General features: G+C 45.7%; 19 protein-coding genes and 1 tRNA gene. 14 read left to right on the forward strand and 6 right to left on the reverse strand.

Features of this window, described 5'->3' with window-relative positions; genetic code table 11:
• Window positions 1-50 precede the first annotated feature (50 nt).
• From BN1938_RS19405 to BN1938_RS19425, 5 genes are all read left to right on the forward strand, one after another.
• A complete protein-coding gene (locus BN1938_RS19405; RefSeq protein ID WP_050642106.1) occupies window positions 51-665 on the forward strand; it encodes a sigma-70 family RNA polymerase sigma factor in 615 nt (204 codons plus the stop codon).
• Window positions 666-919: 254 nt separating this feature from the next.
• On the forward strand, window positions 920-1,291 hold the full coding sequence (locus BN1938_RS19410) for a GntR family transcriptional regulator (protein ID WP_050642107.1): 372 nt from the start codon (window positions 920-922) through the stop codon (window positions 1,289-1,291).
• A gap of 2 nt (window positions 1,292-1,293) precedes the next feature.
• Entirely contained in the window at window positions 1,294-2,145 is an 852-nt protein-coding gene (locus BN1938_RS19415; protein ID WP_050642108.1) for an ATP-binding cassette domain-containing protein, read from the forward strand.
• Window positions 2,142-2,798 (forward strand): ABC-2 transporter permease, encoded by a 657-nt coding sequence (locus tag BN1938_RS19420; RefSeq protein ID WP_050642109.1) that lies wholly within the window; start codon window positions 2,142-2,144, stop codon window positions 2,796-2,798. The genes BN1938_RS19415 and BN1938_RS19420 overlap by 4 nt, the downstream gene beginning before the upstream one ends.
• Window positions 2,799-2,978: 180 nt before the next feature.
• Window positions 2,979-3,051: transfer RNA gene (locus tag BN1938_RS19425), tRNA-Thr, on the forward strand.
• 132 nt (window positions 3,052-3,183) lie between these two features.
• Here the strand turns inward: BN1938_RS19425 and BN1938_RS19430 are convergent.
• Window positions 3,184-3,363: a hypothetical protein gene (locus BN1938_RS19430; RefSeq protein ID WP_050642110.1), complete on the reverse strand. Its 180-nt coding sequence runs from the start codon at window positions 3,361-3,363 to the stop codon at window positions 3,184-3,186.
• A gap of 56 nt (window positions 3,364-3,419) precedes the next feature.
• Here BN1938_RS19430 and BN1938_RS24100 point away from each other — a divergent pair, with 56 nt between their 5' ends.
• Window positions 3,420-3,554 (forward strand): hypothetical protein, encoded by a 135-nt coding sequence (locus BN1938_RS24100; protein ID WP_255350421.1) that lies wholly within the window; start codon window positions 3,420-3,422, stop codon window positions 3,552-3,554.
• A gap of 58 nt (window positions 3,555-3,612) precedes the next feature.
• On the opposite strand, the gene dtd is transcribed toward BN1938_RS24100, so the two are convergent.
• Window positions 3,613-4,059, reverse strand: a complete 447-nt coding sequence (gene dtd / locus BN1938_RS19435) for a D-aminoacyl-tRNA deacylase (protein ID WP_050642111.1) — start codon at window positions 4,057-4,059, stop codon at window positions 3,613-3,615.
• Between the two features lie 216 nt (window positions 4,060-4,275).
• Between dtd and BN1938_RS19440 the strand changes: the two genes are divergently transcribed.
• Window positions 4,276-4,728, forward strand: coding sequence for a LytTR family DNA-binding domain-containing protein (locus BN1938_RS19440; protein ID WP_050642112.1), 453 nt, complete (start codon window positions 4,276-4,278; stop codon window positions 4,726-4,728).
• 4 nt (window positions 4,729-4,732) lie between these two features.
• Complete coding sequence (locus BN1938_RS19445; RefSeq protein WP_050642113.1) at window positions 4,733-5,431, forward strand: LiaF transmembrane domain-containing protein; 699 nt, start codon at window positions 4,733-4,735, stop codon at window positions 5,429-5,431.
• Between the two features lie 106 nt (window positions 5,432-5,537).
• On the opposite strand, the gene BN1938_RS19450 is transcribed toward BN1938_RS19445, so the two are convergent.
• Window positions 5,538-6,125 (reverse strand): DUF6512 family protein, encoded by a 588-nt coding sequence (locus BN1938_RS19450; protein ID WP_050642114.1) that lies wholly within the window; start codon window positions 6,123-6,125, stop codon window positions 5,538-5,540.
• A gap of 203 nt (window positions 6,126-6,328) precedes the next feature.
• Between BN1938_RS19450 and BN1938_RS19455 the strand changes: the two genes are divergently transcribed.
• Window positions 6,329-6,658 (forward strand): hypothetical protein, encoded by a 330-nt coding sequence (locus tag BN1938_RS19455; RefSeq protein ID WP_050642115.1) that lies wholly within the window; start codon window positions 6,329-6,331, stop codon window positions 6,656-6,658.
• Between the two features lie 226 nt (window positions 6,659-6,884).
• On the opposite strand, the gene BN1938_RS19460 is transcribed toward BN1938_RS19455, so the two are convergent.
• On the reverse strand, window positions 6,885-7,763 hold the full coding sequence (locus BN1938_RS19460) for an AraC family transcriptional regulator (protein WP_050642116.1): 879 nt from the start codon (window positions 7,761-7,763) through the stop codon (window positions 6,885-6,887).
• A 224-nt stretch (window positions 7,764-7,987) separates the two neighbouring features.
• On the opposite strand from BN1938_RS19460, the gene BN1938_RS19465 reads away from it, so the two are divergent.
• The 3 genes from BN1938_RS19465 to BN1938_RS19475 all read left to right on the forward strand — a co-directional run bounded on the left by BN1938_RS19465 (window position 7,988) and on the right by BN1938_RS19475 (window position 10,908).
• The gene (locus tag BN1938_RS19465; RefSeq protein WP_050642117.1) at window positions 7,988-8,503 is read left to right on the forward strand and encodes an RNA polymerase sigma factor; all 516 of its coding nucleotides are present in this window, start codon (window positions 7,988-7,990) and stop codon (window positions 8,501-8,503) included.
• Between the two features lie 5 nt (window positions 8,504-8,508).
• Complete coding sequence (locus tag BN1938_RS19470) at window positions 8,509-10,023, forward strand: DUF4367 domain-containing protein (protein WP_050642118.1); 1,515 nt, start codon at window positions 8,509-8,511, stop codon at window positions 10,021-10,023.
• Window positions 10,024-10,203: 180 nt separating this feature from the next.
• Complete coding sequence (locus BN1938_RS19475) at window positions 10,204-10,908, forward strand: NUDIX domain-containing protein (RefSeq protein WP_050642767.1); 705 nt, start codon at window positions 10,204-10,206, stop codon at window positions 10,906-10,908.
• 48 nt (window positions 10,909-10,956) lie between these two features.
• Here BN1938_RS19475 and BN1938_RS19480 read toward each other — a convergent pair whose 3' ends face one another.
• Window positions 10,957-12,429, reverse strand: coding sequence for a sodium-dependent transporter (locus BN1938_RS19480; RefSeq protein ID WP_050642119.1), 1,473 nt, complete (start codon window positions 12,427-12,429; stop codon window positions 10,957-10,959).
• A gap of 216 nt (window positions 12,430-12,645) precedes the next feature.
• Between BN1938_RS19480 and BN1938_RS19485 the strand changes: the two genes are divergently transcribed.
• On the forward strand, window positions 12,646-14,313 hold the full coding sequence (locus BN1938_RS19485) for a glutamine--tRNA ligase/YqeY domain fusion protein (RefSeq protein WP_050642120.1): 1,668 nt from the start codon (window positions 12,646-12,648) through the stop codon (window positions 14,311-14,313).
• 83 nt (window positions 14,314-14,396) lie between these two features.
• A complete protein-coding gene (locus BN1938_RS19490; RefSeq protein ID WP_050642121.1) occupies window positions 14,397-15,794 on the forward strand; it encodes a MocR-like pyridoxine biosynthesis transcription factor PdxR in 1,398 nt (465 codons plus the stop codon).
• A gap of 45 nt (window positions 15,795-15,839) precedes the next feature.
• Here the strand turns inward: BN1938_RS19490 and BN1938_RS19495 are convergent, their stop codons facing one another.
• Window positions 15,840-16,127, reverse strand: a complete 288-nt coding sequence (locus BN1938_RS19495; RefSeq protein WP_070102496.1) for a hypothetical protein — start codon at window positions 16,125-16,127, stop codon at window positions 15,840-15,842.
• Window positions 16,128-16,293: the final 166 nt, after the last annotated feature.

Here is a 16,293-nt window from a genome sequence, read left to right on the forward strand (position 1 = left end):
GGCGTGGTTTTCAATAGAGCAGAGAATTACCGTTGGAAAGGAAAAGGCCGATGGAGAAATATGATACAATTGCAGATGAACAGTTGATATTGGAGTTTCGAAAAGGTAATTCGGAAATTATGGATTATCTGATGGTAAAGTATAAATCCATGGTTCGTAAAAAAGCGAGAGCGATGTATCTCATAGGCGGTGAGAATGAAGATCTGATACAGGAAGGCATGATAGGGCTGATTAAGGCAGTTCGGGACTTCAGTCCTTCTCAGGGCGCCTCCTTTGCCAGCTTTGCAGAACTGTGTGTGTCCCGGCAGATGTATACGGCAATAGAGGCATCCAAGAGAAAAAAGCATATGCCGCTTAATTCTTATATTTCCCTGTATGAGGCCGGGGAAGGCACGGATGAGGAAAAAAAGATACCTCTGATTGATACGATAGAACCTGTCGTGGAAAATAATCCGGAGACTTTGTATTTTGGCAGAGAGATGACAGAGGTCTTTGTGGAGGAACTGAAAGGAAATCTCAGTGCCCTGGAAAACCATGTGTTGTATCTGCATCTGATGGGAACGGATTATAAAACCATAGCCGAACTGCTGGGAAAAAGTCCTAAAGCCATAGACAATGCGCTCCAGCGGATTCGGGGAAAGGCTGAGAAACTGCTGGCAAGATAGCGGTTTTTGTGCCTTATATAAGGTATGAGATAGAGGAAAGAATCTGGTAATGACGGAAAGGTCTTGCCAGATTTTTTGATGTTAGAGCCAGATGCCCCGAAACCATCACTTCATCGGCTCCGATGCCGTGCAGCAGGGTGCACGGCACGGTCTGAACGGTAACCAAGCAACTCACTATTTTGAGTAAACAGTATAAAACAGTTGACAACAGTATTATACTGTTATATACTGTTTGTAGACAAAGGAGGGAGAAAATGAAGCTGATAATTAACAATTCTTCCATGCAGCCAATCTACGAGCAGATCGTAGCACAGGTCAGAAATAAGATTATGCAGGGGGAACTTGAAGAAGATACAGCGCTTCCGTCTGTCAGAACATTGGCGAAGGATCTGAGAGTCAGTGCACTGACCGTAAAAAAGGCCTATGATGCCCTGGAACAGGAAGGGTTTGTCGTAACCGTCCATGGAAAGGGAAGCTTTGTAGCCTGTGCGAATCAGGAACTGATGCTGGAGGAGAAGAAGAAAGAAGTGGAAGCCGACCTGGAAAAAGCGATCAGGAAGGGGAGAAGCTGTGGAATGAGCAATGAAGAGATTACAGAGTTATTTCAGATTATCTTGGAGGATTAGCTATGGTATTAAAATTACAAAACGTTGAAAAACATTATGAAAAGTTTGATCTGCAGTGTTCTCTGGAGGTACACAAGGGATGTGTTACAGGGCTGATCGGTCAGAATGGGGCAGGAAAGAGTACCACATTTAAGGCGGTGTTAGGATTAATCGCTATCGACGGCGGGAAGATCGAACTTTTCGGAAAAGACATCAAGAAGATTGGAACGGAAGAAAGGGAAAAACTGGGTGTTGTACTTTCTGACTCGGGTTTCAGTGGTTACCTTTGTATAAAGGACATCATTCCGGTAATGGCCAGTATGTACCCGGGGTTTGATAAAGTGGAATTTGAAAAAAGGTGCAGAACATTCGAGATTCCATTTGACAAAAAAATCAAAGATTTTTCTACCGGTATGAAAGCAAAGCTGAAAGTTTTGGTTGCGATGTCGCATAAAGCCAGCCTGCTGATCATGGATGAGCCGACGGTCGGACTGGATGTGATGGCCAGAAATGAGCTGTTGGATATGATGCGGGGGTATATGGAAGACGGAGAGGGCTCCATTCTGATCAGTTCCCATATATCAAGCGATCTGGAAGGACTTTGCGATGACATTTATATGATTCATAACGGCAGGATTATTATGCACGAAGAGACCGACAGGCTCCTGAGTGACTATGGAGTAATCAAGGTGACTGAAGCACAGTATGAGAAGCTGGATAAGCGTTTTATCATAAAAAGGAAGAGAGAAGGGTACGGCTACAGCTGCCTGACAAATGAAAAACAGTTTTACCTGGATAATTATCCGGATGCCACAATTGAACGCGGTAATATTGATGAAACAATAGCAATGATGATACGAGGTGAAGGAAAATGAAAGGGCTAATAATTAAAGATCTCTGTTTACTAAAAAATCAGCTGAATTTCTTTTATATTATATGTATTGTTGGTATCATGATGGCATTTACTAATATGAATCTGCTATTTATCATGAATTATATTACAATCATTTTCACAATGTTTATACTGACCACCATAAGTTATGATGAACTTGACAATGGAAGAGCGTTTTTATTTACGCTTCCCATTACCAAAAAAGGGTATGTCATCGAGAAATATGTGCTGGGGATTTTGATCGCTGCTGCGGCATGGGTGGTTTCAGGTGGAATCGTATTAGTATTTACCGTACTCCGGCATCCTGGGACAGATATTACGGAAAGCTTGATAAGCATGATATTTTATCTGATCATTGCAATTGTATTTCTGGATTTCACACTGCCTGTCCAGTTAAAATTCGGAGTTGATAAAAGCAGGATAGCAATTATCGGAGTGGTGGGAGCTGTATTTTTGGTGGTATTTGCCGTGGTGAAGCTTTTGGGGATGATGGGGATAGACCTGGTTCTTATAATTAACAGCCTCCCATCTGCAAGCCTTGCAGGGGCGGCGCTGTTTGCAGGCGTTGGGTGTATCCTGTTGACTGCGGTTTCCTATTTCGCGTCCTTAAAGATTATAGAGAAAAAGCAGTATTGACAAAGGTGGATGGCGGCTATTCCTTACTTTTGCTGGGTACATCCAATCGGTAGTTACTATGCATGGCATGGATCATAGGCCATGCATAGTGATTTGACTTTTGATAAATTTTCAAATATATGTTGACAATCAGACTAGGTTTAGTGTATATTAATATCGTTGCGTAAGTAACGCGCACAGGCTGTCGTGGCTCAGTCGGTAGAGCGTCGCCTTGGTAAGGCGGAGGTCGGCGGTTCGATTCCGCTCGACAGCTTTTCATTCTTTTCAACAGACTCCCTATCGGGAGTATTTTTTTTGCAGTAATTCCCGTACCACCAAACGAATCAATACGCTGCTCCCATCCCCCGTAAGTATAAGAAATAGTTTACAAGAAAAAACAGGGGACTCAGTACGTCATATTCCCCTGAAAGATATCATCTGTTTTGAGACGTCCTCCCGGACTCACCGGATTGTACTCTATACAGAAACGAAACGCCTGGATTTTATTAATTCCTCTGGGCATGTACCTGCTTGCAACGGCGCTTGCCAGTATTACAAGCTGCATTCTGGGCATGCTGCTCGGCATTCATCCCTTCTCTGGGAAAGATCTCAAAGTTCCTTTACACAGGAGTCGTCTCTGAGATGGTGTACTCCTATGCAGCCGGAACCGCATTTACCATGAAGGCCCTCCACATGATCGTTCTGGTTGGGGAAATTTTGCTCGCTTTTGTACTGTTCCTCGTTTGCTATAAAAAGAACGGGTATGAGAAAGAATAAGATTCGCGAACCGGGAACATCCTTGATGTATCAGCAAATATTAAGCGGCAGGAGTATGCTACAGATCCTCTGAATCCAAAATAATAGTAAAGGGACCGTCGTTGACGAGGCTGACTTTCATCTCTGCCCCAAAACTTCCGGTCTGCACATTGGGTACGGATGCCCTGCATTTTTCTATGATATATTCATAGAGGGCATTCGCCCTGTCAGGCTGGCCCGCTTCTATGAAGCTGGGGCGGTTTCCTTTTTTACAGTTCGCGTACAGCGTGAACTGTGAAATCAACAGAAGGCTGCCTTCCACGTCGGCCAGCGAGAGGTTCGTCTTACCACTCTCATCCTCAAATATTCTAAGTCCCGTCATCTTGCGAACCAGCTTGTCCGCGGTCGTCTCGGTATCTCTGTCGGATACTCCAATCAGTACAAGATATCCCTTTTCAATAGAACCAATTACATTGCCATCCACTGCTACTGATGCCTCAGATACTCTCTGTATCACAAATTTCATTTTTTTATTCCTCCGTTTTTACAAATCATCCAGTATTTATTCTATACTGAAGGCCGGATAAAGTCCAGACGGTATTGAAAAAACCTACGTGTATTTTACAGCGGCACATGAGACCCGTTTTCTAACCACTTGCCTTCCCTTTTTTACCACATGCGATATTTATATTTACAGGCCGGCTTATTTATGGTTAGATAAATGCGTGGAGAGGGAAATGAGATGAAAATACGAATTGAAATTGATGAGAACTTAACAGAGGAAGAGGTCATTATCAGAAGCAGCAGCCTGAATGACCAGGTACAGAAAGTGCAGAAGGCGCTGAGCGAAATCTCCAGGCAGGAGCAGCGGATCGTATTCTACAAAGAAGAAACAGAGTACTATCTGATGCTTACCGATATCCTTTTCTTCGAGACTGACGGAAAGGCAATCCATGCACATACGGCGGATGACATTTATAAAATCCGGCACCGTTTGTATGAACTGGAGGAAATTCTGCCGGGATATTTCATGAGAGTATCCAAGTCTACGATATTGAACACGAAAAGCATCTATGCAATCAACCGTTCCGTATCCACTTCCTGTGTGGTCCAGTTTAAGGAAACACACAAACAGGTATATGTATCCAGATATTATTACAAGCCGCTTCGCAACCGGCTGGAAGAAAAGAGGTAAAGACATGAAAAAAGAGCGATTATTCTGGGGAATATTTTTTATCATTGGGGCGGTGCTTCTGGTCATCAGCAGGCTGGGGATCCTGAATACGGGGATCAGTATCTGGATGCTGCTTCTGTCTGTGATCTTTGCAGCGACACTGATTAAGAGCGCGATCCACAGAAGCATACCGGGAGTATTGTTTTCACTGGCGTTTCTCTGCATTATCTATGCAGAACCACTGGGAATTACGGCGCTGACCCCATGGACGGTTCTGGGCGCGGCTCTTCTCGGAAGTATCGGTGCGGCATTTTTGTACCGCCCGGAGCGGAGCTGGCATCAGCACAGTACCTACTTTGACGACAGCTTCAGTGAGGTGGAGACGATAGACGGGGATGCGATGAGGATGGAAAGCTCCTTTGGCTCCAGTATTAAGTATATTAACTCCGAAGACTTCAGGGGAGCCGGTATCCATTGTTCCTTCGGCGCCATGAAGGTGTACTTTGACCATGCAGAAGTCCCCCAGGGGCAGGCAGCTGTTAAGCTGGATGTTTCCTTTGGTGGAGTGGAACTCTATATTCCACGCAGCTGGCAGGTAGTAAATCACTTGAGCGCAGCATTCGGTGGAGTTGACGAGAAGGGAAGATGCCAGCCGGACGGTACTGTTTCCCTGGTTCTCAATGGGAAAGTGAGCTTTGCCGGAGTTACAATTATTTATATTTAGTAAAGGCACATGAGAGGAAGTCAGCGAAAGCTTATCCGAATTGGAGAAGCTTTCGCTGGCTTTCTCCTTTTCATGCTGAGGGATGGGATTCCCAAAGAAGACCGAATCAGGAGGGGGGAACGAACAGGCCGGCTGCAGGAGGGTAATAAGTGAAGATGAGAAAGCATACGCCTGTTATCAGGACACATATGAAATAGAAAAAGGCAGGGCCCGACAGTCCGCGGCACTTCGTCCCTGGTTTTGTTTTGAATATTTTATCAAAAAGGGTATGTTCTATATGTCCGGGCAATAGAAGGGAGTGGCAGCGCACATAAAATGCGGTTAAGACGCTGAAGAGAAAGGTCAGTATATCCAGTGTCAGCGTATGGAAGCCCAAAATCCCTGTGTAAGTATAAAAGGCGACAGGAATCAGCCATGTTCCTGCCAGTATGCCGGCCAGATCCGCCCGGATCAGCCGTTGATAGTGTCCCGCCAGGAAGAAGTATTCCGCGGCACAGTATAACAGCATTGGGAAATAAAGCAGCTTCATATGTTCCCAGGTGGATTCATTTACAGGGGCAAAGAGCCCTACAATGAAGTGATTCCCTGTCCAGCCGTAGACGAAATGAAGCAGCGTTCCTGCTGCAGAGACAAAGATGGCTCCGATGATTGTACTTATATAAAGCCGCTTATTTCTTTTGTTAAAAGGTTTCATTAAGGCACCCTCCAAAAGGATATTTTTTCTAATAGTATGTACGGAATAACTGGATATATACGTGGTTTTTCCCGGACGCCACATTTTGTCGATTTTTGTTATAATATGTCGGAAAGTAGAGTGATTTCCATGAGATTATGCTATAATACAAAAAGATTCAGGGGTGATTTTTCGGTGCAGGCTTGAATGAGGGGGGTAATACCATGAAGAGCCTGGACAGAGAAGATCTTGTTCCGTTAAGAAAATGCCTTGATGAACTGTTGGATTTTATTCGTGAACTTCAGATGGAAGAGATTCCATATTTTTACAGGTGTCTTGAAAATATGAAATACAATCTGGAGATCTGTTTTCTTGTACAGTATGAGGGATGGGAACAGATGGAACAGATTTTAATACGGGACTGGAGCGCTGCAAATCATGTGCTGATTGGTATTCCAGGATTCGATTTTGCTGCAAAGAGTGCGGCGGAAAAGGCAGAATTAGACTGCCGGTTTATAGAACTGCTTGCCAACATTGAAACTTTTTTGGCATAGTTAAGCAAGAGTTCCCTGACTTCCAGGGGGAGGGTTCCTGTGTGCCATGGTCTGCAAGAGCCGTCCGGATCATATTATGCCGGTCTTCTGTAGGTCTGTGAGAACCAAGATCGAGGAGCAGAGAGAAAAGACAGGAGACTGGCAGAAACCAATGATGTCATAGGCTATAGTCTGCGGCAGGTGTGGAAACACCCACTTCAGAAGCTGAGGATTTAATTGGGGGATGTTACGGAAGCAGCAGTTTTTGTTTATATTCGGTAGGTGTCATGCCGGTATAATTCCGGAAGAGGGAGGAAAAAGTGTTAGGCTTTTGAAAACCGCACAGCAGGGCGATTTCCTTGATGGAGTAATTGGGATTCTCCAGCAGCAGCTGCGATTTGGCGATGCGCAGTTTTAAAAGATAATTGTAAGGCGTTTCCCCGACTGCTTTCTTGAATGCAGTTATAAAATAAGTGCGGGAAAGGCCGCACATGGCCGCCAGTGTTTCTACCTGCAGGTCATCCGCATAGTGCTGGTTCATATAAGAGACTATCTGATAGATTCCCTTTTGATACTGCGGGGGAGCTTTCAGGCGGTCTCTTTTTTTACTAAATTCGCAATCTGTGAACACAGAAGCAATAAGGGCCGAGAGATGAATCAGCTTGGAGAAATCTCGGTCATTTTGTTTAGAAAATTCCTCTTTAAAATAACGTATGTAGGTTCCGGCTTCTTTCGTAAGTTCAAAGCTCATATCAAACTCTTTTCCATAGCAGCCTTTTTCCTGCAGGATCTGTTCAAAAAAGTCCTTTTCAATTACAATATTATCATGGGCAATACTGGAATTGCGGTACCTGTATGCGTGCATCCGGCCGCTCTGCACGGGATATACACAGCCAGCCTCCCCGATATACACAGCGTCTTCATATATGATGAGTGGAAGAGGGCTGTATGGAATCATGAATTCGTAAGCATGGTGTGAATGGCAGAACGGACTGGAAAGATACTCAGTCGATTCCCCTGCGGAAGCAATCGATAGGACATCGCAGTAATAATGCTGACAGTTTCTGTTCAGAAAATTTCTATCTCCATAATGTGCACTGAACAGGCTTTCTAATTTATCGTTCATAACGGCATCCCCCTTTTTTATAGAATAACATGAATACGAACTAGCAAACATTGGAAGATAATCGAAATGTTAATGTTGTTTCGTAATATTACGATAAATTTCAGAAATTATTTGTTTCTTATTTATAAATTTTTAGCGGCAGTCTGAAACTATTTGCTGTCCCGGTACGTCTAATAAGTGAAAGACAATCATGCCGGCATTGATGAGGGGAAGGAGGTCTTCTGTTGAAATACCTTATTAAAAGAGCACAGAAGCACGACGATCAAGCTTTTGTGGAACTGATCGAACTGGTAAAGCAGGATATGTACAAGACTGCAAGAAGCTACCTGCATAAACAGGAAGACATTGCAGATGCCATACAGGAAACGATTATTACATGCTATGAGAATATCGGCAGGCTGAAAGAGCCCAAGTATTTTAAAACATGGCTGATACGTATTCTGATCAACAAATGTAACGACATTTTGAGAGCCGGAAAACGGGAATATCTCTCAAATACTGTTCCGGAACAGGAGGGTACATGTATGGCGCTTCAGAATTATGAATTTGAAGAACTGATGAACCAGATGGATGACAAGTATCGGATCGTTTTGCTTTTGTATTATTCGGAAGGTTTCAAGATCAGAGAAATTGCACAGATACTGGAACTGGAAGAGAGTACGGTCAAGACAAGGCTGGTCCGGGGGCGCAGGCAGTTTGAAAAAGTATATGGGCTGGAAGTGGCAGTTCAAAGGAGGTAGCAAAGTTGAAGAACGAATATTCAAAAAAGGAAATAGAACGAATTTTACGGCAGGATGTTGAAATCCCGGAGAATATAGAGGCACGGATTCAAGATACCTATGAGCAGCTCGGAATTGGAAAAAAGGTTACGATGAAGTATACGAAGAAGCGCCGTACCTGGGTAGCGGTAGCTGCAGTTGCGGTGATGGCAGCGGGGATGTCAGTTGTTACCCTGGCGGCTAATAAATTTCTTTCTGCAAACCTTGTGGAAAAGGAAGACACTGTGAACTATAGTTTTCATGTGGACCGGGAAAAGGAGGCACATATGATTTCTGTGGAGCCTACCTATATACCGGATGGGTATACGCTGTACGGAGAGGACAGCCCATACGGGGGCAAGTGGCATAATGAGGACAATGGCGGAGCCATCTCCATTATTTCGTATAATGCAGCGGATCTGGACAGTTTGGAGCGCACGGGCGGCGCGGATTTCATGTCCTATGCAAAGGATTCCCACATAGAATCTCTGGATATCAGTGGAATGAAGACCGATGTATTCGTCAATGACAGTTTTTACACAGACAGCGAGGAGACGGTAAAGCGTATTTATCTGTTTAATGAAGAGTATGGATACGGCGTGATGGTGTGGAGCGAAAGTGACCTTCCGGCGGAGGAAGTAATCAAGGTTGCAGAAGGGCTGAAGATTGAGGTTCTGGATGAGACGGTTGCCTATATGACAGACGAAGAACTGAAAAAGTTAGAAGCTGATCAGGAAGCTGATAAACAGAACAGTACCCGGACCTATCAGGCCGGAGTGGCGGCGGACGATATTTATGAAATCGGACAGGAAATCAAAGATCCTCTTGTTATGGGAGCCGACGGAGAGGAACTGGTACAGCAGGGTATAGTGGATGATGTCCGCTTTACGGTGCAGGATGTGGAGATCCTGGACGCGCTGCCGCTGTCAGAATATCCGGCGGAGAATTTTGCACGCTACGATGAAGTGTCTCCGTGGATGCAGGAAGACGGGACGCTGAAACCCCATGAAAGATATCGGTATACGGTTGGTGAAGGTGGTTTAGAATCTCAGGACGGTGTGCTTGAAACCGTACAGTCCAAATATGTTGTTGTTAAGATGAAGGCAAAGAACTGTTCAGATACGCAGTCAGAGAGCAATCAGATGATGGGCATTCCAATCGCCCCGGATCTGACCACACTGATTCCGAGAGAAGACGGCAGCTGTGCTTATCCGGCAGATAGTTTCAGAGCGGCGAATGAAGGGTATGGCATGCAGTGGATGTCCAATAATGGCAGCAGCTTCCCGTTCTATTTTGACGATATTTATTATACAGAAGGGATTCAGAGGCTGAAATCTGCATTTTTCCGGCCTATAGCAGCAGGCGAAGAGATAGAATATACTCTTGTCTATGTTGCAGACGAAGATCAGCTGGACCATTTGTACCTCTGGTTCTTCGGCGGCACCAGCGGTGTGAATCCGGACGGCAGCATAATTGCATCCCCATACGTAAAGATCGGCTAGAGCATGTCCGGAGAATGAATGAAGAAAGCAGCTGTTTACAGAAAGCATAAAATCTCATATAATAGAAAGACGGGACGGGGAAACATCCTCGTTCCGTCTTTCTATTACAGCTCAGAGTATATCACCTGAATGAACAAACTAATTATATGAGACAGGCAAATGCAGCAGGAGGAGAAACAGATGCCAACATTTTTGGAAGATATCACACCATTTTACGGGACCCATGATAAAAATCCGGCGGGACAGACGCTGGAGGACTTTCTGGAGGACTATGATCCTTATAAATATGAAAAACCAAGCTGTACAACGGATGCGGTTGTATTTTCTCACGACGGTGCGCTGTCGGAATCCCTCGAAGGGCTCAAGATCCTGATGGTGAAGCGCAGCAACCATCCCAGCATTGGCTTCTGGGCACTGCCCGGAGGTTTTATAGAGATGAAGGAGGATCTGGAGGACACGGCGAAAAGAGAGCTTATGGAGGAGACAGGTCTGAAAAATCCTGTCATGGAGCAGTTCGCTACGTTTGGAGCCTATAACAGGGATCCGCGCACCAGAGTCATAACGACAGCCTACATGGCAATGGTGGATGAAAAAGATGTCAATATAAAGGCCGGAGACGACGCGGCCGATGCGGCCTGGTGTAACGTGGAGATGGAACTGGCAGCAGAGAGCAATGAAAAAGAAGCAGTCAGAAGGACCTATATTCTGCATTTTGTGAACAAAGAGAAGTGTCTTGATACAAGGGCCGTGGTAGAACACACGCTGAGGCGGGGCCTGATCAGAGAAGAGCATTTTACAGTCTCCGAGCAGGGGATGATCGCAGTGGACCACGCAGGAATCGTGGCCCAGGCCATGACGATTCTGCGTGGGAGGCTGAAGGAGTAACCATGCGCGGTATAAACGGTGCCGGCACTGCCAATATGCCGGCATCGTTTACCTGTCGTTCCCCTTTTTCTTCCTTTTGCCCGTAACAAACAGTATCATTGCGAGGAAAGCTACCGCTATAAGCATCCAAATCACAAAGATAGCCGTGCTTTGTTTACTGAACATATCATAGTAGCCCTTCAGGTATATGATGACTACGATCCAGGGAAGGATGTAGGTCATGTAGCCCCGGACTTTTTCAGGAAACTTCATTCCCTGGCCGCTGTTGGCCTCCTGAATGAAGTTTTTCCATCCCCAGCCGTTTTTATGGGTACAGAAGAGCAGATAGACAACGGAACCCAGCGGCAGGATATTGTTTGATACAAGGAAGTCTTCCAAATCCATGATGTTTGTTCCGGTTCCAAGAGGCTGGAAGCCGGACCATACGCTGAATCCAAGGATACATGGAATACTTAAGGCAGCGATCAGCAGGATATTGATCCCGACCGATTTTTTCCTGCTGAAATGAAACAGATCCATTCCAAAGGACACGATATTTTCAAAAACGCCCACAATCGTAGAGAGTGCAGCACAAAACAGAAACAGGAAGAACAGGGACCCCCAAATTCTGCCTCCTGCCATCTGTGTGAAGATATTAGGCAGCGTGATGAATACAAGTCCGGGACCTGCGGCGGGCTCTACGTTAAACGCAAAGCATGCAGGTATAACGATGAGCCCGGCCATCAGCGCTACAAAAGTGTCCAGGATTACGATACTCAGCGATTCCCCTGTCAGAGAACGGGACTTGTCCAGGTAGCTGCCGAAGATAGCCATCCCGCCCATTCCGATACTGAGCGTGAAGAATGCCTGGCTCATGGCGCCGAAAATAACATTTCCGATTCCGTTTTCCACCATTTTATGAAAATCCGGCACGAGATAGAAGCGCAGGCCTTCGCTGGAACCGCTCAGAGTAACAGAACGGACTGCGAGAACCACCATAATAGCCAGCAGGCAGATCATGGTTACCTTCATAATCTTTTCCACGCCCTTTTGAAGTCCGATACTGCAGATTCCGAAAGCAATCAGAATGACAATGACGGTCCAGAGCATCAAAGTTCCCGGAGACGCCAGCATTTGGTCATAGTTGGCAGTCACCTGTTCCGATACGATACCGGAAAAATCACCTCTGGCCATGCGGAAGCAGTAGTAGAGCATCCAGCCGCCCACCATGGAGTAAAACATGACAAGTATGTAATTGCCGGCGATTGCGAACCAGCGGGTAAAATGCCACCTTGTGCCGTCCGGTTCCAGGGCGTTATAGGAAGTGGCGATGCTTTTCTGGCTGGCTCTTCCAACACTGAACTCACACACTATAATAGGAAGACCCAGGATCGCCAGGAATATCAGATAGATCAGAATGAATGCCGCTCCCCCAAACTTACCGGCCATGTACGGGAATTTCCATACGTTCCCCAGTCCGATGGCGCATCCAGCCGATACGAGAATAAAGCCAAGACGGGACCCAAATTTTTCTCTTTTCATAAACAACCTCCCAAATTATCTGAAAAAGGAGTGCAAGGGGGTCAGACCCCTCTGCAGAGGGGTCTGACCCCCTTGCACTCCTTTTTCGCTTTAAACCATAACAGTATATCATATTTCCGATGAAAGTGAAATGAAAATATTGGGCGGCAGTCCTTGTCGCGGTATACATTTTATGGTAAGATAATTGGCAGAATGTTACTACTTGAGGAGGAAACTATGGAAAACGAGACAGTTTCAAAGAATTTTATTGAGCAGGAGATAGACAAGGATCTGGCCGAGGGTGTGTATGACCATGTCTGTACGAGATTCCCGCCGGAACCAAACGGTTACCTGCATATCGGACATGCCAAGTCTATTCTTTTAAATTACGGACTGGCGCAGGAATATGGCGGACAGTTCAATATGCGCTTTGATGACACAAACCCTACAAAGGAAAAGGTCGAATTTGTGGATTCTATCAAGGAAGATATTAAGTGGCTGGGGGCAGACTGGAAAGATCATCTGTATTTTGCATCCGATTACTTTGAACAGATGTACGAGTACGCGGTTAAGCTGATTAAAAAAGGAAAGGCCTATGTCTGTGACCTGACACCGGAAGAGATCCGCGAATACAGGGGAACCCTGACCGAACCCGGCAAGGAAAGCCCTTACAGGAACCGTTCGGTGGAGGAGAATCTGGAACTTTTCCAGAATATGAAGGACGGCATGTATGCGGATGGGGAGAAGGTCCTTCGTGCAAAGATTGATATGGCATCACCGAATATAAACATGAGAGACCCGATTATTTACCGTGTCGCCCGTATGAGCCATCACAACACAGGAGATAAATGGTGTATTTATCCGATGTACGATTTTGCGCATCCGCTGGAGGATGCGATCGAGGGAATCACCCATTCCATCTGTACGCTGGAGTTTGAGGATCACCGCCCGCTCTACGAATGGGTGGTAAAGGAATGTGAGTTTGAACAGCCCCCGAGACAGATTGAGTTTGCAAAGCTGTACCTTACAAATGTCGTGACCGGCAAGCGGTATATTAAGAAGCTTGTGGAGGACGGCATAGTAGATGGCTGGGATGATCCGCGTCTTGTGTCAATCGCAGCTCTGCGCAGAAGAGGATTTACACCGGAGTCCCTTAAGATGTTCATTGAGATGTGCGGGGTATCCAAGAGCCAGAGTTCTGTGGATTATGCGATGCTGGAATACTGTATCCGTGAGGATCTGAAGATGAAGAGGCCGCGTATGATGGCTGTGCTGGATCCGATTAAGCTGATCATCGACAATTACCCGGAAGGACAGGTTGAATACCTGGACGTGGCAAATAATCTGGAAAACGAGGAGCTTGGAAGCAGGAAGGTTCCCTTCTGCAGAGAACTTTATATTGAAAGAGATGACTTTATGGAGGAACCTCCGAAGAAGTATTTCCGGCTGTTCCCGGGCAATGAAGTCCGCCTGATGCACGCTTATTTTGTAAAATGCGAGAGTTTTGTGAAGGATGAAAACGGAAAGATTACGGAAGTCCACTGCACCTATGACCCGGAGACAAAATGCGGCAGCGGTTTCACGGGCAGGAAGGTCAAGGGCACGATCCACTGGGTTCCGGCTCCCTATGCCGTGAAAGCCGAAGTGAGGTTATATGAGAATCTGGTAGACGAGGAAAAGGGCGTTTACAATAAGGAAGATGGTTCACTGAATCTGAATCCGAATTCTCTCACTATAGTGAAAGACTGTTTTGTAGAACCAAGTTTTGAAGATGCGGCACCTTATGACAGCTTCCAGTTTGTCAGAAACGGGTATTACTGCATAGATGCAAAAGATTCCAAGCCGGAAGCTCTTGTATTCAATCGTATAGTTTCGCTGAAAAGTTCTTTTAGATTACCAAAATAAACAGGAAAGGGGCAGGTCTATTAATCAGACCTGTCCCTTTGGCAATAGGGATTTCCGGGGAGCCCCGGTGTTGGAGGCATGATATGAACGAACTAACAATAAATCTTCAGAGTAAATCGAATATACCGCTGTACGAGCAGATTTACAGCTATATAAAAAAGGACATCCAGAGCGGCCGGATACAAAGCGGGGAAAAGCTTCCGTCCACCCGTTCCCTGAGCCGTTATCTGGAAGTAAGCCGGAGCACGGTAGAACTGGCATACGAACAGCTTCTCTCGGAAGGGTATGTGGAATCGGAACCGTACCGGGGCTTTTTTGTAGCGCAGATTGAGGAATTATATCAGTTGAAACAGAGCCAAAAGAGAATCCCGGGAGGACCCGTACGTGAAGAAAAGCGGTATTTGTATGATTTTACCCCAAACGGCGTTGATCTGAACAGCTTTCCTTATAATGCCTGGAGGAAGCTGTCCAGGGACTGCCTGATGGATGACCGGGCGGAGATGTTCCGTCTTGGTGAGCCGCAGGGGGAATACGGCCTTCGGGAAGCGATCTGTGACTATCTGCATCAGGCAAGGGGCGTGAACTGCCAGCCGGAACAGATTATCGTAGGGGCTGGAAATGACTACCTGCTTATGCTTCTCACGACGGTCATCGGCCATGAACACAAGGTGGCGCTGGAAAATCCCACTTATAAGCAGGCATACCGGCTGTTTAAAAACCTTTCCTATGAGGTCTGTACAGTTGATATGGATTCCAGGGGAATGGAGATCACAAAACTGACGGAATCTAACGCGGACATAGCTTTTGTCATGCCTTCCCATCAGTATCCCCTTGGAATCGTCATGCCGATCAAACGAAGGCTGGCACTTCTGAAATGGGCGAATGAGCAGGAGGGGCGCTATATCATAGAGGACGATTATGACAGTGAATTCCGCTATAAAGGTAAGCCGATCCCGGCGCTGCAGGGATATGACAGCTGTGATAAGGTAATATATATGGGCACCTTTTCAAAATCCATTGCTCCCGCAATCCGAATGAGCTACATGGTGCTTCCCAAATCCCTGTTGGTCTTGTATCAGGAAAAAAGCAGTTTTTTAAATTCTACCGTTTCCAAGGTAGATCAGCTCATTCTTCAAAAGTTTATCGAAGAGGGATACTACGAGCGGCATCTGAATAAAACAAGGGCCTTGTATAAGAGCAGACATGACACGCTTTTAGGGTGCCTGAAAAGCCTCCAGGACCGCTGTGAAATATCCGGGGAGAATGCCGGCGTGCACCTTCTGCTTCATTTTCATAATCATATGACAGAAGAAGAGCTGACAGCTCGGGCGGCCCAAAAGGGCGTCAGGGTTTACGGGCTGACGGAATATTATATAGAACCGCAGGCGGGAAAACAGGCGACCATCCTGCTGGGCTATGCCAATATGAATGAGGAGAAGATACAGGAAGCGGTCAGGATACTGGATGAGGCGTGGAAATAGAAAAAGAACCTGCGACAATAGTCCAGGTTCCGTGAGATATGAAATCTATTTTTTTTCTTCGACAGGAGCTTCGGCAGATCCTTTTTCTTCCTTGTCAGTTCCTTCCGATTTGTTGTCGGAAGCAGCATCAGATGTTCTGTTCAGCGGAACATATTCCCTGTCAGGAACGGGCTCCAGATCGCTGTCCAAGTCAAAATCATCCTCTTCTGTATCATCCTGGCTGTCATCACAGCTACCGTCACAGCATCTGCCTTTACAGAAATAAGCTATGATAAGGCCAATTGCAGAACCAATAGCTGCAAGACTTATGAACCATTTTAAAAACTTTTTCAATGTATAAGTCTCCTTTCTATGGGATAATAACTAAACTCATTTTCTATTGTAATACTTTTTGGACGCAATTACAACAATGTACTCAAAATTGTGCTCAAAAAATAAACTGCTGCAGACGTATTAATCATTACGATTCACAGCTATGAATAGTAACTATTAATCTACC

Origin of the sequence: Eubacterium sp. SB2 (assembly GCF_001244405.1) — a bacterium.
GTDB classification, from domain to species: Bacteria; Bacillota; Clostridia; order Lachnospirales; family Lachnospiraceae; genus Faecalicatena; species Faecalicatena contortus_B.